Source organism: Streptomyces sp. NPDC001787 (genome assembly GCF_040297465.1).
In the GTDB taxonomy this organism is placed as follows: domain Bacteria; phylum Actinomycetota; class Actinomycetes; order Streptomycetales; family Streptomycetaceae; genus Streptomyces.
In genome coordinates, this window is sequence record NZ_JBEOZE010000022.1 from 24,131 (window position 1) to 46,263 (window position 22,133).

The following is a 22,133-nucleotide window of genomic DNA, read 5'->3' on the forward strand; positions in this document are numbered from 1 at the left end:
ACCCGTTCGCCCCCTCTCGGGAGAGCCGATGCCTTCCATCACCATCGACACCTCACAGCTGACGTTCCCCCTCGTCGCGGTCTGCCGGGACGGCTCCGGGGCCGGGGCCGGGAACAGCGCCCGGGACGGCCTCGTCGACGGGGCCGCCGTACCGCCGCCCAAGGTGGCGCTACCCGCGGGCACGGGCTATCGGCTGCGTCTGGGCGACGGCACGACGGCCGCCGTCACCTTCGACGTACGCGAGGACGGAACCCTCGACTTCGCGCCCGAGCACGACGCGTTCCTCGACGGCCGCGGCGGACACCGCCTCACCGTGCGAGGGGCGCCGGTCACCATCGATGCCAGAGCTCTGGACCACCCGCTCACGCCTGAGCTGGCGGGCGCCGGTCCGCTGTCCTCGGACCGCGTCCACGAGTTGCTCCTGCTGCCCTCCGCGACCTACCGGCTGCTGGTCGAGGCGGGCACCTCCGTCGGCGCCCTCGCCTTCTCCGTCGCACCCGACGGGGAGGTCCGGCTCGCCCTGAAGGCCGCGGAAGCCGGTGTCGCCGAGGCTACCGGAAGCACCCTCACGATCCAGGGACGCACCGTCACGATCGACGGCCGGTCCCTCTCCCACGGCCTGCTGCCGGTCGGCGTGCCCGACGCGGGCATGGGCTCCTTCCTGTCCCCGGACACCGTGCACCGGCTCACGATGCTTCCGGCCGCCGGATACACCTTCCACACCGCACCCGGTCTGCCCGCCGACTTCTCGTACACCGTCCGCGCCGACGGGAACGTCGACTACGACCCGTCCTGCGACACGTTCCTGACCGGGCGCGGCACACGCACCCTCGTCGTGAGCGGGTTCCCCGTGGCACTCGGCGCCGCCGAGGCGGACAGCGACCTCGTCGGCCTCGCGGCCCTCGACGCCCTGCCGCACAACCCCCGCGAACTGACCGCCGTACTCGCTCCCGCGAGCGGCTACCAGCCACGGACCACGCACGGCGTGTGCAGCGGCTTCCGGGTCACGCGCGACGGCACCCTCGTCGTCGCTCCGCCGGGCGCCCGCTCGTACTCCTCGACCCCGAAGGGCTCCCCCGCGACCGCGACCGCTGGATATGCGGCCCTCACGGTCCGCATCGCACGGGCCGTCCCGGGCGGAGCCCCGCCCCGGGGCAGGGTCACCTTCACCGCGGACGGGGTGTCCCTCGGCACGGTCCTCCTGGACGAGCTGGGCATGGCGACGCTGCGCACGGCGCCGAAGGGCGATCAGGAGATCGTCGTCGCCTACGAAGGGGACGACGCGCACCGCCCGAGCACGACGACGCTGCACGTCCGCGAAGGCGCGCGCACACCCTGAGGAGCGACAGGGCAGGACCGGGGCGGACAACAGCAGGGCGGGGTCCGCTGTCCGAGCAGGCCCGGAGACACGTTTCCGTCTGATCGGCAGGTACGGCCCGTATTCCGAGCATGGGCCGCGCCGCCGAGCGACTTCGTCAACGGCGACGAGACCATCAAGGCCGGCCCCGGCGACCTCCTCTTCGCCCCCCGCGGAAACCGGCACGGCTTCACCAACACCGGCGCCCTGCCCGGCAGGCTGCTCACCCTCATCACGCCCGGCGGACACGAAGGCTTCTGGCTCGACAACGGCATCGACCCCGAACCCGGCAGGACAGCATCTCCCCTGGCACCGGAAGACCTCGTGGCCCTCACAGCGGAACTGGTGAAGCACCAAGTGACGATCATGCCCGACCGCGAGCCCTGACTCCTCCCCGCACTCCTGACACACGCCGGGCCGGTGGCCGGCCACGGGGCGATCGGGGGCAGTTGCAAGAGTGCTCCGGTTCGCTGAGCCGCGCCCGCCCTGGCACCAGGTGGACGCTCACGCACGTGTGCATCCACCTGGCCAGCCATGGCACACGAGGCCCGGTTCGGGGAAGGCCGGGATTCAGCCCGGACGAAGGACCAGTTGTGCGGTGAGCGGAGTGCCGGTGTCCGTGTGGTGGGTCCGGACCTCCGGTGCGGGCCCACGAGCGCTGGAACGGTGAGTTGGTGACGACTGCGGTGGCCTTGCGTTCCTCACTTTCGGTGGTGCCCTTCAGTAGCAGTGGGCGACATCCGGCATACCCGCCACGAGGACAGCCTCCTGCCCACCGGCCCACCTATCGGCAGCCCCGAAGACTGCATGGACTGTGCCGGCCACCTCTGCCTCGGTGACCGGCCGGCCCGACCCGCACTCCTTCACGGACCAACGCGAAGGAGGACTACCACGCATCGAAGGCGACCCATGTGTTCCCCGGCAGCTCGGGCTTCCCGGGCACCGGCCGCCACTCCTCGGTCCAGGCATCGCCCGCGACTTCGGAAGCGACGCGACGCCAGAAGCGTGCCGCGCCCGCGTTCTCCTCCTGAAAAGCGATCTCCCATCGGCCAGGGTGCGCGGCCAGGACGGCCTGCACCGCTCGCAACCCGAGGCCCGACCGGCGTGCCCCACGCACCACGAAGAAGCTGTTCAGCACGCGCGCATCGCTGTCCAGCGCGCGCACGAACGCAAAGCCGACCGGCCGGTCACCAGACCATACGAGATAGGCCGACCAGGTGGGATCGCCGATCGCCGACTCCAGCCACTCGCGGCGGTATGTCCCGTCCGGGTTCGGCAGGACGCCCCAGAACTCCGACAGGTCGTGCAGGAAAAGCGGCCAGAGTCGTTCCAGGACACCGCGGTCCTCGGCGCCAGCTCTGCGGACAACAACGTCTGCCATCTGATCCTCCTCAAGAACGCGAGAAGCCTTCCGGCGGACCGGAAGGCTTCGAACTATCGAGCGGACCTTATCGTGTCTACGACCTGGACACACAGCCCGCGGATCCAGGCCGCGCGGACGGTGCAGAAGGCGTGGGCGACCGGGACGAGGGTGACGTGGTGGTGCCGGCCTGGCCAGGTCCGGCCTTCGAAGTGGGCCGGGCCCAGGGCCTGTTCCGTCTCGCGGTGGTCGTTCTCGATGCGCCGGCGGAGCTTCGCGGTGCGCCCTCGTCTCCCGCGAGCCAGGCGGCCCGGTGTCGGGCGTCCAGGAATCGGGTGACCGTGCGGGCGGCAAGCTGCGGTTTGGTCGCGGATTTCGGTCTTGTCACCGGGTCCGGCGGCCCGGCAACGGTCGCGGTCCGCGGTCCGCGGTCCGCGGTCCAGGAACGCGGAACGTACAGTTCCCGGTCTACCGCAGCGTGTCCGCGGCGGCCGGCGTGGACGGGATGGACGGCGACCCGCGCGTTCTCGATCCTGCCCGCGGTGCCGGTGTACTGGCGCCGGGCACCGACGGTGTCGGTGTGCCCTTCTTCACGTCGCCGGTCTCGTCGACCACCAGCACCGCCTGGTTGTCCCTCAGATGCATCACCACGTAGGCCCGCACGTCATCGCGGACCTGGTCGGCGTCCCACTCGGCCCGCCCGAGCAGGTGCTGCATGCCGTCCGGGGTGCTCTCTCCGGCCCGCTCTGCGATCGTCCAGCAGTCCTTGCGCGGCAGGTCCGACAGCAGGCGAGCACCAACAGCTAGACCCGACGTCGGGGTTCGACCCGTGCGAACCGGCCCGCGATCCGGGCCATGACGCCCTCGAACGCCTCCTGCCAGCGGGCAGGCTCTACGCTGTGACCTGCGGCCACCGCATGATCTTCAGTCTTCGCACACCGATGATCAACGGTGGCCGCACCCGTCTCCACAGCGCGTCAGGGTCGCGCAGCGTCTGCCTGCCGTCATGTGTCTGGAGGACTTGTGCAACGTGGCGAGGTCTGGTGGGTCCAGTTCGACGAGCGGAGGTTGGTCGTACTGCTGTCGGGAGACGACACGTCCGGGATCCGGGTGATGCAGGTCGTCGCTCCGGCGGGCGTCGACATCAGCGGTCTGGGCATCGAAGTGGCGGTCGGCGCCGGTGAAGGACTGCCGTTCGAAGGCGTGCTGCGGCTCGCGTTCCCGCGTCCTGGCTTCACCCCGTGCACATGGCTGACCACTGTGTCCCGGGACGACCTGATGGAGCGGGCGGCCGTCCTGTCCGCCGTGAAGCTCAACGAGATTGACGGCGCCCTCCGACTCGCTGAACAAGCGCAGGATCGGACCCCGGCCACGACCGCGAAGCTCAGCGAGATCAGGGATGCCCTCCGTCTCGGTGAACTCGGGTAGACGGAGAACGAGCCGACGCCCACGACGGCGTGGGCGATCTCGGGCGAGATGATCGACGTCGGCCACCTGCCGCCTCGGCGCCCCTCACCACCGAGATCACGATCTACGGCTGGAGCAATACGACAGCTTGGGTCCTAATCGGGATGAGCTCGTCGACGCGGCTCGGGCGTCGGCCGGCGCCATCCGTTACTGCCTGCGCCGGTTGTGCGGCGGAGATGGCGGAACCTGCCCGTCCGAGTTGCCCGGTGGCGGCTTGCCCAGTGATGGGCCGGCACTCGGCTTGCCGTGCGCACCCACAGCGAACTCCTAGGTACATTTCGCGAACACGCCGATGGTCCCGTGTTACTGATGCCTGGGAAGCCTGGAGCCGGCATTGGCCGAAACCAGCCGCCCTCAGCCAGAGAAATGCCGTTTCGCACACCAACGGGCGCTGTCCCTGTTCCGGGTCCGGGTCCGGGTCCGGTGACGGGTATGCCGCTGTCAGCCGAACAGCTGGGAACCAAGCGGGCGTTGCCGGTCGAAGCCGGGGAGGATCAGGAATGAGGCGCTGGCGGTCGTGGTGGTGAAAGGCAGCAGCGCGTCGGAGGTGTCCATGTGGGTGAGGGTGGCGGTGAAGGTCCGAAGGTCGTTCTGGAAGCTGATGAAGAGCAGGCCGGGGGCGGGCTCGTCCGTGCTGTAGGAGCGGCGGAGCATGAGCCCGACCCCGACCACGGTGGCGTGCGCTCTGCGCACGTGGGCGTCGGTGGGGACGAGATAGCGCCCGTCCGGTGTCTTGGCTCCGAGTTCCGGGCCCGAGGAGGCGGGGCCGCCCGAGAGGGGGACGCCACTGGCCCGGCGCCGCCCGACGACCGCTTCTTGTTCGGCTACGGACAGGGCGGCGAACCGCGGCAGGTCGAGTTCCATACGCCGCAGTACGGCAATGGTGCCGCCGGCCACCGCGGGGGGCCCCGCCAGCCACAGGTCGCGTCGTTGTTCGGCGGTCGTGTGTGGGCCCACGATGCCATCGATGAAACCCAGCGGGTTGCGTGGCGCGGTGAGGCCGTTGCCGACGGACACGTTCGTACCGCGGCGTGCGGACTGGCGCCAGCGTTCGCGGACGCGGTCACCGGCCTGGTCCAGAAGCGCGGAGGCGACGACCGGCAAGAGCAGCGCGTCGCCGGCGCAGATCTGTATCAGCAGATCGCCGCCGCGTGCTTGCGGGGCGATCCGCTCGCGGGAGAATCGCGGGAGCTCGGCCGCGCCGGGCAGCGAGGCACCGGCCGTGCGCACCAGTCGGGGGCCCACGCCGACGGTCACGGTGAGGTCGCCCGGCGGCAGGCCCAACAGCCGCGTGTCGGTCCCCGCCGTGAGTGTGCGGATGGCCTGGCCGAGTTCGGCCAGTAGCGGGCCGGGAGCAACGGTGGCACCGAGGTCGGCCACCACGGCGAGCAGGTTGGGCTGGGCCTGCCGAGGGTGCGTGATGCCTGCCTGATGGCGGCCCGTCGCCGGAACGGCCTCTGGCGTGGCCCCTGGGGCGGGGGCGTGCCGGCCCGGCCGGGCGGAGTCCGATGTGCACCCGGCGGTGAGACCGGCGGCCATCATGGCGCCGGTGACATCGAGGAACCTGCGGCGTGACGGGTGGTGATCGGCTCGGCGCATGGGGTGCAGAGTGCCACACCTGTGTCGCACCTGCCGGTCAACCTCGCGTTTCTGGCGTGGAATTGGGCGACATGCCAGACTGGGATCATGCCTCGATCAACTCTTCGCGTGTGGGCGGCGGTAGTGGCCACGCTGACGCTGGTGGCCGGCTGCGGCGGCGATGGCGATGGCGATGGCGGATCGGGCAAGGGCCGGCGCCCGGCCGGTGCGCATGTGACGATCCGCGTACCTGCCGATGCCCCGACGATCTCGGATGCGGTGTCCTTGGCCCAGCCCGGTGATCTGGTGCTGGTCGCGCGGGGCGTGTACCACGAGTCGGTGAAGATCGACACGGCGCGCATCACTCTTCGCGGGGTGTCCCGGGACAAGGTCGTCATCGATGGGCGGTTGCGGCAGCCGAACGGCGTCGTCGTCTCGGCGCCCGGGGTGGCCGTCGAGAACCTGACCGTGGAGAACAACACGCAGAACGGGGTTCTGGTCACCGGTTCGGCGAAGGCGGCCGACGGCCTGCCGGGGGGAAGCGGCGGCTACGACACCGGCGACGAGCCCGTCACCTTCCTGAAGTCGTTCCTGGTCTCCCACGTGACCGCGACCCGCAACGGCCTGTACGGCATCTACGCGTTCTCCGCCCAGAACGGTGTCATCGAGCACTCCTACGCCTCGGGCAGCGCCGACTCGGGCATCTATGTCGGCCAGTGCAAGCCCTGCAACATCGTGGTGCGGGACAACGTCGCCGAACTCAACGCGGTCGGCTACGAAGGCACCAACGCCAGCAAGGACATGTACGTGGTCGGCAACCGCCTGGTCGGCAACCGGGTCGGACTCACCACCACCTCCGACCACCAGGAGAAACTGCTCCCGCAGAAAGGCTCCGTCATCGCGGGCAATCTGATCGCCGCCAACCAGCAGACGGCCACCCCGCAGCAGGCCGACGGCGGGTGGGGCATCGGCGCCGGCGTCGACGGCGGCAGCGACAACCACTTCATCCGCAACCGCATCGCCGGCAACCGCAACGCCGGGCTGGTGATCACCGCGACCGCCGATATGCCTCCGGTCGGCAACCGGATCGTGGACAACACGTTCACCGGCAACGGCGTCGACGTCGGCTGGATGTTCCCCACCGCCACACGGGGGCGGGGCAACTGCCTGCGGGGCAACGATCTGCGCACCACCGTGCCCGCCCGGCTCGCGACGACTGCGGCCTGCCCTCTTCCAGCCGGGTCGTCCTCGCCGGCCGGCACATGGACGGCGCCGACCGCACCCGGTGGCATCCCGTTCACCGAGGTCGCGGCGCCTGCTCCGCAACCGCAGTTCCCCGACGCCGCAACCGCGGGCGCCACCGCTGTCCCGCCCGTCCCGGCGCTGCCGAGGACGGAGGGCGTCGGGCTGCCGCCGACGTCCCTGCTCGCCGCGAACGCGCGGGTGCGGACGTCCTGAACAGCTACCGGGTCGGGGTGGTTCCGGGTACCGGCCCGACCGGAACGTACTTGTGGGTGTCGAAATCGATGACCACCGGCTCCGGCTGCGAACCCACGCTGACGCGGACCCGGTACATGGTGCCGTCGGAGCCGACCCAGTAGCGCACGTTGCCCCCCGTACCGGAGCGGTGAGGGGAGGACGGCCCGGTCATGACGTCCGCCCAGCGCCCGTCCACCTGCTCCCGCCCCCACCACGCGGCACCGTTCTGCGGCAGCAGTTCGGCGTTCTCCGGCCGGTCGCCGCCGAGACCGAGCACGATGGACAGGGAGGTGTCCAGCGCACTGCCGGACGACAGCAGCGGACGGTCGTACCAGCCCGAACGGGGCGGCGACGCGGGTGCGTGCGCCGGCGCGTCCGTCATCGGGCGGACGCGCACCGAGGTGGGCGTCCACTGGATCAGCCCGTCGCTGGACTTGACGCGCCCGGTGCCGTGCACCACGCCGTAGCCGACCTTGCGCCGATAGTCGACGGATCCGGTGACGGTCAGTCCGCCGGCAGTGCCCGGCACGGTGACCGTCACCGCGCGCCCCTGCTCCTGGTAGTTGCGGAATCGCGTGATCGCCAGCCGGTTCGCCTCATCCGTCGTCAGCGGGCGCGGACCGTCGTCGCCGGAGCCGCCGTCGGCGACCAGGAACGCGGCCACAGCGGCCACCGCGACGGCCGCGATACCGACGACGGCCGCGGCCCGGCGCGACCGCGGCCATCGGCGCCGGCCAGCCGGACGACCCGGTGGGGCTTGCCGGATTCTCACGCTCCGCACGCGGTTCGACGCTGACACTCCGATTCATCCTTTCGATCACCACGCCGTCCGGCCGCCGCGGACCTGCGGCGGCACTCGGCAGTTCGGTGGCGGACGACGCCAAGGCCGGCCCTTCTGGACCGGCCGGGACGCGATCCGCCCGTCCGCGCCGTCCGGGGCGCGGAGGGGCAGGTCACGTCGGTGCGGTTCGTTCAGTGTTGCCCGGCGCGACTGTTCCGGGTCACGAACGCGATGACCAGGCCCGCACCCACCAGCAGACCGGCGATGCCGATCATCTCCGCCAGACCGGGCGTCCCGGTGTTCGCCAGCGAACCCCCGCCTCCACCGGCCGGGGCCGGGTGGTTGGCAGGCGGCGCGGACGTCGGCGGCGTGGAGGCCGCGGGCGGCGTCGGAGTCGGTGTCGGTGTGGGAGTCGGCGTTTCCTTCGGGATGTACACCCCGGCGTCGATCGTGTGATCGACCCCGCCCGGCTTGTCCGGCGCCGTGACAGGCGCGTAGCCGTTGCACAACGGTCCGGTGGTCGGCGGGGTCACATTGGAGTCGTGCGCACGGTTGGCACCGGCCCGCGGGAGCGTGAACCTCAGCTCGCTCGCCAGGGGCTGCTCGGGCACCTGGCTGGTGTCCGCCGTACACACGTCGAACTGCACCGTGTACTTCGCGCCCGGCGTGAGCTCGTACGCGGCGCCGACACCACCGAAGTAGTACTCACCGTCCGCATTGGTCCTGGTCGTGGCGGCCTGTTTGCCGTCTGCGTCCAGCAGGTTGACCGTCGCCCCCGGCAGCAGCACGTGCCCCGGGTCCTGAATCCCGTTGTGGTCGCCGTCGAACCACACGACGTTGCCGATCTGGATCGGCGCGTTCGCCGCCGCGTACGCGATGTCACCGAGCCCGCCGGCCTTGCCGAACCCGCCTTGTTCCCGGCTGACGAACTGGAACCCGTTCGCGGTCGGGTTGTTGCCCGGGCCCTGACCGGACGTGATGTCGTGGTACCCGGTCCCCGAGGCCGCGACGTCGACGACCGGGTCGAACTCCGTGCTGACGACCCACTGCTGCTGCGGGATATAGGCCACCGACCCCAGCGCGGTCTCCTGGTGCGCGTTGGCGTAGAAGTCGCCCGGGAAGTATTCGACGACATCGGCGGCCTGGCCGCCACTGTTGGCGGGGGTCGCGTGGTTGGGGCAGCTCCCGGTGCCTTCCCACTGGTATTCACCGGTGGGAGTGGCGCAGACCATGGTGATGTCACCACCGGACATGCCGTTCTCCGCCGTGTCGTTCCCCGGGCGGGGGTCCAGCCCTCCCCAGCTGAGCACGTCCATGAACCGGTCGCGGAAACCAAGGATCATCGAGCCGTCCCGGGCGAAGGCGAGGGAGGCCAGCTCCGGCTGCGGATCGATGAAGACGTTGCCCGCCTTCCGGTCGTCCCACGTGTCCAGGCTGGTGTTCCAGGGGTTCCAGTGGGTGGCCTTGTCGCCGGAACCGAAGACGCTGCCGCGTACGTCCGTGAGCGGACGGCTCAGCACCGTGGTGAACCGCTTGCCGTCGTAGGTGGAGACGAAGGCTTTCAGATCCGCGCGCTGCTGTGTGCTCTCCGCACTGCACACGCCGCCGACGTACAGCGTGTTGTTGTGGACCTGGAGACCGAACGGCCGCCAGTCGTCGGGGCTCGCGCACCCCGGGTCCGGGATCGGGACCGTCGACTTGGGCGCCGCGGCGGTGGCCGCTGTCGCGTCGAAGCTCACCAAGTCACGGGTACGCAGGTTCACCGCGTACAGCGTGGAGCCGTCCTCCGACAGGGCCAGGCCACCGATGCTCTCCTTGCCCGGCGCGTCGGTGAACCCGGGATCCTTGATCATGTTGGCGGTGTCGTGCCGCGTCACCGCGGCGTCCGGCACCTGGGCGAACAGCTCCGGCGCACCCGAGCCGTTGACCGGCACGGTGTAGATCGCACCGCCGCCCTGCGGCCCGTACGGGGCGTACCGGCGGGCGAACGCGCTCTGGAACAGTCGGGTGCGGTACTTGTCGTAGGCCAACCCGAACGTCGTGCCCACCTGGTCCTGCGTGGCCAGCGTGGCCGGGCACTCCACATCGCCGGGACACGTGCCCCGGGTCTTCGTCCCGAACGCCACCAACGCCCGGTCGTCGGTCCCGTTGGCGCCGTTGTGGATCGGCACGAAGTATCGCGATTCCGGCAGCGCGTAGTCGGCCGGATCCCACACCGCCGTCACCACCGAGGCGTTCTTTCCGCCCGACACATCCACGAACGACGTGAAGCTGTCGAAGTGGTCCCCCGCCGTCGATGCGGGCGCCGCCTGCAGATAGTCGCTGTACGGCGCCGGGATGCTGACGTCGACGCGGTACTGGCCACCGCTCAACACGGTCGAGGGCGACACCACGACCTTTCCTGTGGCATCCGTGACGCCGGTGACCACGTGTCCGGCGGGGTCGGAGATCTCCACCTTCATGCCCCGCTGCGGCACATCCATCGTCGCGTTGATCACGCCGGTGCCGAAGAAGTCGCGCAGCACCTCAACTGTCAGCGTGCCGTCGGCGGTCGAAGCGGCGGCCGGTCCAGCCGTCGCTCCCACGGCGCCGCCCGCCAGCAGAAGAACGGATATCGCGATGCGCGCCGTTGGCTCCACAAGCCCCCTGGCTAACCGGCGCGAGTCTCTGCCGAGTCGGTTCATGGCATCACACTCCACATTTCTCTTGTCGTGAAAACGAAGCACCCGCTTCTCGCTGCACGTCCACTTCGTGACCCCAGGCGCGGACTCCGGTCACGAACGTCACGGAAGGAAAAGGGCCCACCGCTGTTGTGCGGACCGCTTTGTGGTGATCATTGTGGGTGAGCGGTAAGCGCGTCGGGCCAGGAAAAGGCGAACGCGCGTTCACCAGCTCGGGCAGGACCGCCCCGGGTTGCGTGTTTTCGCAGCTCAATCACGGCGCCTTCGCCCCCACCCCGACCTCACCGACCGCTATCGCGAGCAGCGCGCGATATCCTATCCCCTGAAGTCCCGCCGCCACACCGAAACCCCTCGCATTCCTCGGGATCGGCGATAGTCTCCGAGCGCCCGGAGAATGGCGACCGGAAGAACGTGCGACAGGCAAGCGATGGCCGAATCTGTTCCCGCCGGGTCCCTGCCGTCCGGATGACGCGTCCGGGGCGCAGTCGTCGTACAGAGGAGTTGAGCAGTCGGGATCGGTCCGGTTCGCCTGCCGCACGATTGACGTGGCGTGTTGACCGATATGCGGATCCGGGCAGGAGCCCGCGCACCCGGCCCGCCCGCGTCCGGGCCGAGCGGGCGTACTCGTCCCGGGCGATCCGCGATGCTTCCGGGCGACGGCGGATCCCGCACACCACCCCGGGGAACGGGACCATGGCGGACACCGTCGCCGTCGGGCCCGGCGGCCGGCCACCCGGTTTCGACCACGGAGCACGCACGCGCAGGCACAAGGCCGTATGCGGGATCGGCCTGGTGAAGCAGGCCAGAAGCGTCGCCGCCCGGTACGAAAGGATCGCCGTCCGGTACGAGAGGATCGCCGTCCGCTGCGTCAGCACTCGGCACGCTTCGCGATCGGGCTGTGGACGGCCGCGTACGGATACCCGCGCACCGGTCGTCTCTCCCTCGATCCGTGGGCATACGCCTACGACTGTTCCGGTGCGATAGCTGTCGAGCTGACCGGGATCCATCAAGAGCTGCGCGCGGAAACTTGATCCGGCCCCTGAGCGCGCTCGGCCCACTTCGCGTTCACCCCGGACACCACACCGGCGCGGCCGTGGCCGCTTTCGCCCGCAGCCGGAGGTCGTTGAAGGGCTCTCGGCGAGCGGCCCATCGGCGTACGTCTCGGCCGCCCCGTCGTCCGTGGACGGGCCCAGCGCCCGTATCGCGGGACTTTCCACGTACTCCGCCCCATGCCGGCCGCAGCCCTTGTGCCGGCCCGCCCCTTCGGGATGCAGCCCCTCCCGGCCGGGCTCCACCGGTAGCGCTCGTGGCACGACGCGTCGATGGCGTGCTCGATCTTGCCCAGCGACATGCCGTCCCCGCCCGAGACCGCCGCGCTCTCACGCCCGCGCCCTGTCGCCGCACCCGCTCCGTTCGCCCGAGGTCGCGGCTCAGCTGTCATGAATCACCCCGTCGAATCACGACTGCGAGCAGGATTTCCCCACACCATCCAATGATCCGTGGCCGTCGGCACCATCGCCTGACGCCTTGTTGTTGCCCACGGGATCACCTTGAAGTCAATAGTGCACACCGGGCCATTCCCTCAGCCTTCCGACTGGCCGCATAATTCTCTGCCCACATCGCTGGACTCACTGTCAAGTGCGATATCCCCCACAGCGAGAATCTGCCGAGCAGCCGCCCTGGCCAGCAATGTTGTGGTGTTACGGTGGAATCTGACTAACTCTCAACACCCGGGGTTGACAAAGTGAGAAATCTGCTTGTCGTCAAGGGCGCGCGGCAGCATAATCTCCGTGACGTGTCCGTGGAACTGCCGCGGGACGCGCTGATCGTGTTTACGGGCGTGTCCGGGTCAGGAAAGTCAAGTCTGGCGTTCGATACCATATTCGCCGAGGGTCAGCGTCGTTATGTCGAATCCCTCTCCGCATATGCGCGCCAGTTTCTCGGGCAGCTCGAGAAGCCCGACGTCGATGCCGTCGAGGGGCTGTCCCCGGCGATCGCCATCGATCAGAAGACGTCGAGTCGCAACCCGCGCTCCACGGTCGGCACCATCACCGAGGTCTACGACCACCTGCGGTTGCTGTACGCCCGCATCGGCCGCCCCCATTGCCCCGAGTGCGGTGAACCAGTCAGCAGGCAGACACCGCAGCGCATCGTCGACCTGCTGCTGGACGAGGACGAAGGGACCCGTTTCCAGGTGCTGGCCCCGGTCGTCCGTGACCGAAAGGGCGAGCATGCCGAGGTCTTCCGTCAACTGTCCGCTGACGGATTCAGCCGGGTGCGGGTGGACGGGACGGTCCTCGCGCTGGCCACCCCGCCCGCGCTCGATCAGCGCAAGAAGCACTCCATCGACGTAGTCGTGGACAGGCTGGCCGTCAAGCGGGACATCCGGCAGCGGCTGACGGAGTCAGTGGAAACCGCACTGGGAGTCGGTGGCGGTGTCCTGAGGGTCGAGTTCATGGACCGGGAGCCCGGCTCGGCCGGGCGCGAGCTGGTCTTCTCCGAGGCGATGGCCTGCCCACGCTCCCATGACATCGGCTTGGAGTCGCTGGAGCCGAGGTTGTTCTCCTTCAACGCCCCTTGGGGCGCCTGCCCTGCGTGTACGGGCATCGGTTCGGCCATGGAAGTCGACCCCGGTCTCGTCGTACCCGACGAGACCAAGTCGCTGGCCGAGGGTGCCATCGCCCCGTGGACGAACACCAGCGGCGCCGACTACTTCACCCGCCTTCTCGAAGCTCTGGCCTCCGACGCCGGATTCAGCACCGACACTCCCTGGCACCAGCTCTCCTCCGGGATACAGGAGATGGTGCTGCACGGGGCGGACCGTCGGCTGCACCTCTCTTTCCGTAACCGGCTGGGCCGCGAGCGTTCGTACCAGGCCCGCTACGAAGGCGTGATCCCGCACATAGTGCGCCGCTTCACCGAAGGCATCGAGTCCGGTGGCGCGTCTAATCGCTTCGGTGGATACATGCGGGCAGTGCCCTGTGCGGCCTGCGGAGGCGCCCGTCTGGCCCCAGCCGTGCTGGCGGTCACCGTGGGAGGGCACAGCATCGCTCAGACAGCCGCGCTGCCGCTCGGTGAACTCGCCCGCTTCGTGGCGGAGTTGCAGCTGACAGGCAGTGAGCTGCGGATCGCGGAAGCCGTACTCGCGGAGATCGGTGAGCGGTTGCGATTCCTGCTCGACGTGGGCTTGGACTATCTCTCGCTCGACCGGCCGGCCGCCTCCCTCTCCGGCGGGGAGTCACAGCGGATCCGGCTGGCAACGCAGATCGGCGCCGGGCTGACCGGCGTACTGTACGTGCTGGACGAGCCCTCCATAGGGCTGCACCAGCGCGACAACCAGCGGCTCATCGAGACCCTGAAGCGGCTGCGCGACCGCGGCAACACCGTGATCGTCGTCGAGCACGACGAGGAGACCCTGCGGGTCGCCGACTGGGTGGTCGACATCGGCCCCGGCGCCGGTACACACGGCGGTCGCATCGTCTGCTCGGGCACCGTGCAGGAGGTCGCCGAGCATCCCGAGTCCGTCACCGGTGCCTATCTCTCCGGGCGTCGGACCATTCCCCTGCCCGCACGGCGACGAAAGCCGACGGCAGGCCGGGCCCTCACCGTGCACGGGGCCTGCGAGCACAACCTGCGCAACATGACGGTGTCGTTCCCGCTCGGCCTGTTCACCGTGGTCACCGGCGTCTCGGGCTCCGGCAAGTCGACCCTGGTCAACGACATCCTGCACACCGCCCTCGCCCAGCGGATCCACCATGCGTACAAGGTGCCCGGCCGGCACCGCACCATCACCGGGGTCGAGCACCTCGACAAGGTGGTCCAGGTCGACCAGACCCCGATCGGCCGCAGCCCCCGCTCCAACCCGGCAACGTACACGGGCGTCTTCGATCACCTGCGCAAGCTGTTCGCCCAGACCCCGGAGGCAAAAGTCCGCGGCTACCAGCCCGGCCGGTTCTCCTTCAACGTCAAGGGCGGACGCTGCGAACACTGCTACGGCGACGGCACCGTCAGGATCGAGATGAACTTCCTGCCGGACGTGTACGTGCCGTGCGAGGTGTGCAGAGGCGCCCAGTACAACCGCGAGACCCTGGATGTCCGCTACAAGGGCAAGTCCATCGCCGACGTCCTCGCGATGACCGTGACGGAAAGCCTGGAGTTCTTCGACGGCCACCAGATCATCTCCCGCCACCTACGGGCCCTGGACGACGTCGGGCTCGGCTACGTCAAGCTCGGCCAGGCGGCCACCACCCTGTCCGGAGGCGAGGCGCAGCGCGTCAAGCTCGCCGCCGAACTCCAACGCCGTAGCCGCGGCCGAACCCTCTACGTACTGGACGAACCCACCACCGGCCTGCATGTCGCCGACGTTGACCGGCTGCTGACTGCCCTGCAACGCCTCGTCGACGGCGGCAACACGGTCGTCGTCATCGAGCACAACCTCGACGTGATCAAGTCAGCCGACCACGTGATCGACATGGGGCCGGAAGGCGGACACCGGGGCGGCGAGGTCATCGCCGAAGGCACCCCGGAGGAGATCGCGGCCCACCATGGGTCACACACCGGGCAGTTCCTCAAGCACATGGTGGGGAACCGATGAACGCCGCGGACCCGCAGGACCCGCAGGACCTCCAGCTGGACCAGGACGACGAGAGCGAAGCGCCTCCACCCACTCTTCCCACGGACAGCGGCACCGTCGACCAGGTCAAGGACTACCTCCGGCTCATTGCCAAGATCAAACTGCTCACCGCCGAACAGGAGGTGGAGCTGGCCAAACGGATCGAAGCCGGACTGTACGCGGAGCACCTTCTCGTCGAAGAGCCGGGCCCGGAGGCGCACTACCACCGCGAACTCAGCCTCCTGGCCGCAGACGGACACCGCGCCAGACAGCACTTCACCGAAGCCAACCTCCGTCTGGTGGTCGCCGTCGCCAAACGCTTCACCGGACGAGGACTCCACTTTCTCGACCTCATTCAGGAAGGCAACACCGGGCTGATCAAAGCGGTGGAGAAGTTCGACTACGCCAAGGGCTTCAAGTTCTCCACCTACGCCACTTGGTGGATCAAACAGGCGGTCACCCGGGCCTTGGCCGACCAGAGCCGCACCATCCGCATCCCTGTACACACCGTGGAAATCATCAACCGCGTGGCGCGGATCCGCCGTGAGTTCCTCCGCGACACCGGGGCCGAGCCCACCCAGCAGGAACTGGCCGACAAGGCGGAGGTCCCGATGGAGAAACTGATCGAACTCGACGCCTATACCAAGGCGCCCGTTTCACTGAACCTCAGTCTTTCCGACGACGGCAATACCGGGTTCGGTGATCTCATCATGGACGACGACTCGCCCTCCCCCTGGGAAGTGGTCGCCTTCGGACTTCTCCAGGAAGCCGTGCAGGCCATCCTGGCCGGCCTCAACCCTCGTGAAGCCGGCATCATCTCCCTACGGTTCGGCCTCCTCGGCGGTCGCCCGCGGACCCTGGAGGAGATCGGCAACACCTACGGCGTGACCCGCGAGCGTATACGCCAGATCGAGGGCAAAGCGATGAGCAAGCTCCGGCACCCCTCACGCTCCCATGAGCTGCGGGACTACCTCAGTGACGCGTGACGCACGCCGCTTGATGCTCCAGGCCCGCTTGATCCGCGACAGCCAAACCGCGGCAGGGAACCGGTGCACCGGTTCTCCCACACCGGTGATCGGCCACGCCGCCGAACGGCCCGGCCGACTCGCGCCTGCGCTACCCGCAGCACAACCCTGGCCGGGCCGCGGCCCGGCCAGGGAGATCGAAGAGAACCTGCCAGGGTCACGGGTCCGGGTCGGACAACGCTCCGACGGCTGGGGCGGTCCGCTGAAACGGACTCACGGTGCCGTTGGACTGGAAGCCCCCGAACCGGGCCCGTCCTGCTCGTTCAGGAATCCGGGTGGTGTGGCGGAGGCATTGACGGTCTCTGTTCCAGATAGCGGCGGATGTGCGGTGGCACCGGAGCTTTGACAAGCGGGCTTGCCGGACCACGCTCCGGAAAACAGGCCTGGCTACCGCTGCTGACGTGCACCATTCCTATCTCCGGTGAGCCGCCCATGGGGGGCTGGTGTTCATACTCGGTCTCTTGTTCACAGTTGACGCAATGCATATCTCACTCCTGCTCCTGGGCCGGCCACCGCACGGTCGTGGAACCTGGGTTCGCCGACGGCGGCTCGGTGTTCCTGGGGCTCGCGCAGCCCTCACTACTTGGTCGTCGACATTCCCCGGGCGGTTCCACGGGCGGCATCGCCGCCACCGGTGGACCGCACCCCGGGTTTCTCGTCCGGACCGGCGCGCTGCCGGCTTCGCGGGGACCCTGCTCAGGGCGCGGGCCCTTGCGGAACGGTACCCAGCCGTCCGTCCCGCCGAACTTCACCGTCATTCACCCGTCCCCCTACCGACGCCGCAGGGCGGCTTCCCGCTCTTCGCCATCGTCCCGGTGGTGGTGACCGCCGCGGCCCGACTACAGCGACGCCCGCAGGGCTGCCCCCGCGAGGACGACATCCAGGTCGATCACGACCTCCTCACCCTCCCAGCGGCCACGCTCCGAGATCACCAGACCGATCAGTGCCAGATCACCAGCCTGATCCCGCAGCACATACTGCTCATGGGTCTCCTCCCCGACGTCACCCAACTCGTCACGCTCCCAGGCGCCCACCGCGGCCTCGGCCACAGCCCCGGGCAGTCGCACCGTGACACGGCCGACCTGCGCATCGACATGCTCCCCGATCACGGCCAGCACCTTCGAGTCTTCCCGATACCGCACGTACTCCCCTTCATCCACCACAGGACGAGGCTACTCAGACCGCTGACCAGTCCCGACCGAATTCACCGGGCCGCCGGCAAGACCGGTGAGGGCAAACGGCGACCGGCCCCACCCCGAGCCCCTGCTGCTCCCGGCCGTTCCCGACATGGACACGGCCCGCGCCCGGCACGAGCCGCACGTGTACAGGTGCGCGAGCAGCCGTCCCCAGCGACGTTCGGCTCCGGACTCATTCCCCCGGTGCTCTTGCAGCTGCTCACCACTGCGGTCGGCGAGGAGTCGACGAGGTCTCCGAGCCGTCGAAGGACGTGAGCTGGGCGTTGTACCCACCCCTGTCGGTGTCGAAGTCGGCGGACGCGGACCTACTGTGCCGGCTTCGGCACGCTGGACCGTGGACTCGAAGCAGCCGATCCGCTGGGCTGTATCGGTGCGGGTGAGTCCGGTCTTCATGCGTGCTTCGCGCAGGTGGGAGGCGAGCTTCCCGGTGGCGGCGCAGCAGCCTGACCATCACGTTGCCGCGGTCACAGCGGCAGCCGGCCAGGCCGTCGATCACCTGGCCCGCGCTGCGATGGCCCGTGCGCACTCCATCGACTCGGTGTGCGTGGTGTCCACCTCCAGGTCATACGTCACGCCCTGGTGGACCACTTCGGCCTGGGAGGCGGCCATCCCGATGACCCGATCGCCTCGTGCGATCTCGCGGCCTGCGGCCACCGCGCTGTCACACCGGACGCCGACCCACAGCACCCGCAGGTCACGCAGAGCCTCCTGCCACCGTTGCTGCGAGTCCGCCCCGCCGAGGAAGACCTCATCGACGATGACCCGGGCACCGGCACGGGCCATCGCGGCGACCCCCTCGATCCATGCCGCTTCCAGCGCCCGAAACTCCGGACCGACGATCACCTCTCCGTCCGGAGCGAACTCGATGCCCGCATCCGACGCCTGCATGGACGCGGGCATCGCGTCGACCAGCGTGTCGGTCCCGAGAGCCAGCCACGGATCCTGCAAGACGGCCTGCAGACACCGGGCGATCCCGGACTTCCCCGAGCTGGAACCACCGTTGAGAACGATCACCTCAGTCATCACCGCGCCACAGTAGAACCAGATCCAGGTAGTCGAGAACCCAGCCGGCGCGGCTGGCGACTGAAACTCCGGTGTATGGATCGCCTCCGATGACCAACCCCACAGGATTGGCGTTCGCGCCGTACGACCGGGCGACGTCACCGGAAGAGCTTGTTCGCGTCAGGCGTGCTACCTCCCCGCGCGAGGAAGTCCAAGGTTCCCTGGACTCCCCGTTTCATGCCCGACAGAGCGGCTTCCGGCGGCCCTTCGGTGCCGGTGCGCAAGGTTCTGCAGATTGATGAGACAGCTGTAACCACCTCAAGGGGAACGACCCAGCGGTCCGGATGCCAAGAGCGTCGACCAGGACGTCCCGTACGGTGCTCGTCTCCTGCGGCTCCGCCACGTAGACCCGTAGCACCTCGGTTCCGGGGGGACGGTTGAGCCCGGCCCGGCGGTGTGAAGAACAACGTGGACGAACGGCGAGGGCGAGCCTGTTCCTCGACATGGCGGGCGCTCCGCCGGGCCCCCGATTCCGGATGCCGTCGCTCGCCTCCGCCTGTCCCGTACCGCTTCGCGGCGCGGTCCGAACAACGCGGCAGCCGCCGGTCACCCGGCCCGGCACTCCCGCCTCGTGTCCGGGCACACGGATGATCACCTGCGCGTGGTCGGGCGGCCCTGCCCGTCAGGTCACGGGGGACGCCCCGCCCCGTACCGGAGTGCGGGGCGTTGCGGAGCGGCGGACAATGGGGGACGAGAACGGCGCCCGGAGTCGGCGACCACGTGTGGCAGGGGAACCCCGGCCACGTGTGGCAGGGGAACCACAAGATCTCCTCCTGAACATCCCGCGTGCGGAACGTTTCTCAGGATCGGACCCGGGCGACCCGAACAGCATTCGAGGTCTGGCATGAGTGCCACGGAGCGATATGCGGTCCTGCGTCCGAGCGATCTCGTGTCGCTGACGGTCCGCTCGACGGGCCTGCAGGAACGCACCGGTGCCGCCGGGGTCAGGGAATGGGTCGCCACGGGCGAGGGCCGCCTGATCATCGACCTGGAGCCGCAGCACGTCGCGGAAAGCGTGGTGGGCTCGCCCTCGGTGCAGGGGCGGCCGGCGGGGCCGACCAGCCTGCACTTCACCGTGCCGCCCGGCTACGTCATCCCCCTGACCGTCGAGGGTGTGCTCGCCGCGGCGAACAAGCTGAAGCTGGTCGGCACGCCACGCGAGCAGGGCAAGGCCAGCACGCTCGAACTGCCGTGGCGGCTTCTTCTCGCCGTCGAGGACAAGGCCCGCTGTCAGCACCCCCAGCGCCCCGCCACCAGTGACGACGGCGTCACCGCGATATGGCACACCCGGATCCTGGCACCGTCCTCACCCGCGTACTCGGCCGTCTTCCCCTTCGCCAGCCTGCCGTTGGAGACACCGTTCGCCGACAGCACCCCGCTCGGCGAGGGTGTCAAGAAGATCGCCGCCCGGGGCTACGACCACCCCGGTACTCCGGTCTCCGTCGACTCGCTCGTCCTTTCCTCGTGCGGCGCGTGGTTCTCCGGCTCGGTGGCCTACCCGGATCTGGAATGGACTCACCGTGTCGTGATGGGCCGCGACGTCTACATCCGGCTGCTGCAGCGGGGAGTCCTGTTCCCCTTCGGGAACGAGGCCTCCACCGTGGAGGTGACCGAGCGGAAGTTCGACCCGGTCACCGGAGTGGCGGCGCTGCACCGCACCGTCACCCTGGTCGTGACGCAACCGGTCCTCGACTACGGCATCGAGGCACGGCACGAGCGCGAGTTTCCGTTCCACCGGGTGGCCATCGAGCCCGTTCTGGTGACGCCGCTCGACCGGCCGGCGGCCGGCTCCCGCGCCCACTGGCTGACGCGGGACGGACTCCCGGTGATGTTCACGATCCACGCATCCTCCGCCGGCGACGTCGTTCCCCTGCACCTGCCGCTGGTCTTCGCCGAGAAGGGCACCGATGTCGGATTCCTCAACACCCTGTACGCGGGCGGGCCGCGGGAGGATCTCGAAGCCGCCCCCGGCCCCCCGACGGCCTTTGTCGACCGGGCCGTTCCGCTGGTGGTGCGCCGGCGGGCGGACAAGGTCGTGGAGGCGGTCGAGCGCACCGAGCAGCACGTCCGGTCACTCACCCTCGCAGCCACCAGGATCGGGAGCGGTACCGCCTTCCACCCCCGGATCGCCGGGCTGGAGGTGACCCTCCCGGCGGTGCAGCAGCTGCTGGGGCAGCACCAGACCATCCGCGCGACGCTGGCGCGGGAGGTGGCGGACGCCGCGGGGTCCGGGAGACCGCCGGATGTCCTGCTTGAGCTCCCTGACAAGGTCCCCGTGAACTTCGCCGCCGCCCGCGCCGCCGTCGCGGCCGCACCGTCGATGGCCGTGGACCGGATTCATCGCGAGCTGGGTCCCACGGTGGCGAACCTGCCCACCGACCCGGCGAAGTTGTTCGACCGCAGCGCCAAACTGCTCGGCGTCGTCCCCCTGGTGGACATCATCGGCGAGGTCACCGGGCGCCCGACGATCACCTGGTCGCGCACCCCCACGCCGCAGGCCACCCTGCACTGGACCGAGTCCCTGACCAGCGAGAAGGGCCCCTTCCAGCCCCTGGCCGAGTGCAGGGTCACACTCGACATACGGACGGAGCTGGTCGACGGCCGGCCACGGAGCACGATCGACGGCACGGTCACCAACTTCGCGCTCGGTATCCCCTCCCCCGCAGAGAACCAGTACCTGGTCAAGCTCGGGTTCACCGCCCTGAAGTTCCACGCCGAACCGGGCGAACTCCCGGAGACCACGCTGGTGGTCAGCTCGGCGCGGCTCGGCGGGCAGCTGAAGTTCGTACAGCAACTCAGCAGCTACCTCCCGGGCATCGGCGGCAAGGCACCCACCGTCGAGGTGGGCAGCCGCGAGGTGCGCGTGCGCTACGCGCTCGCCGTCTCGCCACCGCCGCAGCTGGGAGTGTTCGTCGTGCAGAACCTGCTGCTGCAGGCCGGCATCACCCTGTCGCTCGGCGACGATCCGGTGACGGTCGACTTCTCCTTCGGGACCCGGGACCGTCCGTTCCTGGTCACCGTGATGGGTTTCGGTGGCGGCGGCTACCTGGAGCTGGGCATCCGGGCCGGCGGGAACGATTCCGGCCTGGAACGATTCGTCGGCGGCATCGAGTTCGGCGCCGCCGTGGCGATGGACTTCGGAGTCGCCCGCGGCGAGGTGCACGTCTTCGGCGGCGTCGTGTTCACCAAACGCGGCAGCACCATCGAGATCGCGGGCTACCTCCGCATCGGCGGATCCGTCCGTGTCCTCGGGCTGGTCTCGGTCTCCGTCGAGCTCACGATCAGCCTGACCTTCGTCGAACCGAACATCCTGCACGGCAGGGCCCGGCTCGTCATTGCGGTGGACCTCACCTTCTGGTCCACCTCCGTCGAGATCACCTGCGAGAAGACCTTCACCGGTTCGGACCAGGCCGTGGCGCCCCACGACAGTGCTCCGCTCACGGCCGCGAACCCGTCCTCGGTGCAGCACGCATGGGGCCCGGTCGGATCGTCCTTTCCCTGGCACACCTACTGCAAGGCATTCACGCAGGAGTGA

13 protein-coding genes and 2 pseudogenes are annotated in these 22,133 nt (G+C 69.4%); 6 read left to right on the forward strand and 9 right to left on the reverse strand.

Annotation, left to right across the window (positions count from 1 at the left end; translation table 11 throughout):
* The first annotated feature begins 28 nt into the window (after positions 1 to 28).
* Positions 29 to 1,339, forward strand: coding sequence for an Ig-like domain-containing protein (locus ABT170_RS26730; protein ID WP_351871463.1), 1,311 nt, complete (start codon positions 29 to 31; stop codon positions 1,337 to 1,339).
* Between the two features lie 904 nt (positions 1,340 to 2,243).
* Here the strand turns inward: ABT170_RS26730 and ABT170_RS26735 are convergent.
* The 3 genes and pseudogenes from ABT170_RS26735 to ABT170_RS26750 all read right to left on the reverse strand — a co-directional run.
* On the reverse strand, positions 2,244 to 2,738 hold the full coding sequence (locus ABT170_RS26735; RefSeq protein ID WP_329940589.1) for a GNAT family N-acetyltransferase: 495 nt from the start codon (positions 2,736 to 2,738) through the stop codon (positions 2,244 to 2,246).
* Between the two features lie 53 nt (positions 2,739 to 2,791).
* A pseudogene (locus ABT170_RS26740) lies at positions 2,792 to 3,001 on the reverse strand (hypothetical protein); the annotation flags it as partial.
* Positions 3,002 to 3,003: 2 nt separating this feature from the next.
* Positions 3,004 to 3,574: pseudogene (locus tag ABT170_RS26750) on the reverse strand (IS701 family transposase); the annotation flags it as partial.
* 166 nt (positions 3,575 to 3,740) lie between these two features.
* Between ABT170_RS26750 and ABT170_RS26755 the strand changes: the two are divergent.
* The gene (locus ABT170_RS26755; RefSeq protein WP_351871466.1) at positions 3,741 to 4,145 is read left to right on the forward strand and encodes a type II toxin-antitoxin system PemK/MazF family toxin; all 405 of its coding nucleotides are present in this window, start codon (positions 3,741 to 3,743) and stop codon (positions 4,143 to 4,145) included.
* 480 nt (positions 4,146 to 4,625) lie between these two features.
* On the opposite strand, the gene ABT170_RS26760 is transcribed toward ABT170_RS26755, so the two are convergent.
* Positions 4,626 to 5,783 carry a Dyp-type peroxidase gene (locus ABT170_RS26760; protein ID WP_351871469.1) on the reverse strand — a complete coding sequence of 386 codons (1,158 nt, stop codon included), beginning with the start codon at positions 5,781 to 5,783 and terminating at the stop codon, positions 4,626 to 4,628.
* 87 nt (positions 5,784 to 5,870) lie between these two features.
* On the opposite strand from ABT170_RS26760, the gene ABT170_RS26765 reads away from it, so the two are divergent.
* Complete coding sequence (locus ABT170_RS26765; RefSeq protein ID WP_351871472.1) at positions 5,871 to 7,220, forward strand: right-handed parallel beta-helix repeat-containing protein; 1,350 nt, start codon at positions 5,871 to 5,873, stop codon at positions 7,218 to 7,220.
* A 4-nt stretch (positions 7,221 to 7,224) separates the two neighbouring features.
* Here the strand turns inward: ABT170_RS26765 and ABT170_RS26770 are convergent, their stop codons facing one another.
* Both ABT170_RS26770 and ABT170_RS26775 read right to left on the reverse strand, forming a co-directional pair.
* Positions 7,225 to 7,905, reverse strand: coding sequence for a hypothetical protein (locus tag ABT170_RS26770; RefSeq protein WP_351871474.1), 681 nt, complete (start codon positions 7,903 to 7,905; stop codon positions 7,225 to 7,227).
* 308 nt (positions 7,906 to 8,213) lie between these two features.
* Positions 8,214 to 10,607 (reverse strand): SdrD B-like domain-containing protein, encoded by a 2,394-nt coding sequence (locus tag ABT170_RS26775; RefSeq protein WP_351871631.1) that lies wholly within the window; start codon positions 10,605 to 10,607, stop codon positions 8,214 to 8,216.
* A 1,840-nt stretch (positions 10,608 to 12,447) separates the two neighbouring features.
* Between ABT170_RS26775 and uvrA the strand changes: the two genes are divergently transcribed.
* Together uvrA and ABT170_RS26785 are read left to right on the forward strand one after the other, a co-directional pair.
* Positions 12,448 to 15,297, forward strand: a complete 2,850-nt coding sequence (gene uvrA, locus ABT170_RS26780) for an excinuclease ABC subunit UvrA (protein ID WP_351871477.1) — start codon at positions 12,448 to 12,450, stop codon at positions 15,295 to 15,297.
* Entirely contained in the window at positions 15,294 to 16,301 is a 1,008-nt protein-coding gene (locus tag ABT170_RS26785; RefSeq protein ID WP_502970572.1) for an RNA polymerase sigma factor, read from the forward strand. The genes uvrA and ABT170_RS26785 overlap by 4 nt, the downstream gene beginning before the upstream one ends.
* Positions 16,302 to 17,179: 878 nt before the next feature.
* Here the strand turns inward: ABT170_RS26785 and ABT170_RS26790 are convergent.
* The 3 genes from ABT170_RS26790 to cpt form a co-directional block, all read right to left on the reverse strand.
* Positions 17,180 to 17,482: a hypothetical protein gene (locus tag ABT170_RS26790; RefSeq protein ID WP_351871480.1), complete on the reverse strand. Its 303-nt coding sequence runs from the start codon at positions 17,480 to 17,482 to the stop codon at positions 17,180 to 17,182.
* 30 nt (positions 17,483 to 17,512) lie between these two features.
* A complete protein-coding gene (locus ABT170_RS26795) occupies positions 17,513 to 17,944 on the reverse strand; it encodes a helix-turn-helix domain-containing protein (protein ID WP_351871633.1) in 432 nt (143 codons plus the stop codon).
* Between the two features lie 84 nt (positions 17,945 to 18,028).
* Positions 18,029 to 18,559, reverse strand: a complete 531-nt coding sequence (gene cpt, locus ABT170_RS26800) for a chloramphenicol phosphotransferase CPT (protein WP_351871483.1) — start codon at positions 18,557 to 18,559, stop codon at positions 18,029 to 18,031.
* An 883-nt stretch (positions 18,560 to 19,442) separates the two neighbouring features.
* Between cpt and ABT170_RS26805 the strand changes: the two genes are divergently transcribed.
* Positions 19,443 to 22,133 carry a hypothetical protein gene (locus ABT170_RS26805; protein WP_351871486.1) on the forward strand — a complete coding sequence of 897 codons (2,691 nt, stop codon included), beginning with the start codon at positions 19,443 to 19,445 and terminating at the stop codon, positions 22,131 to 22,133.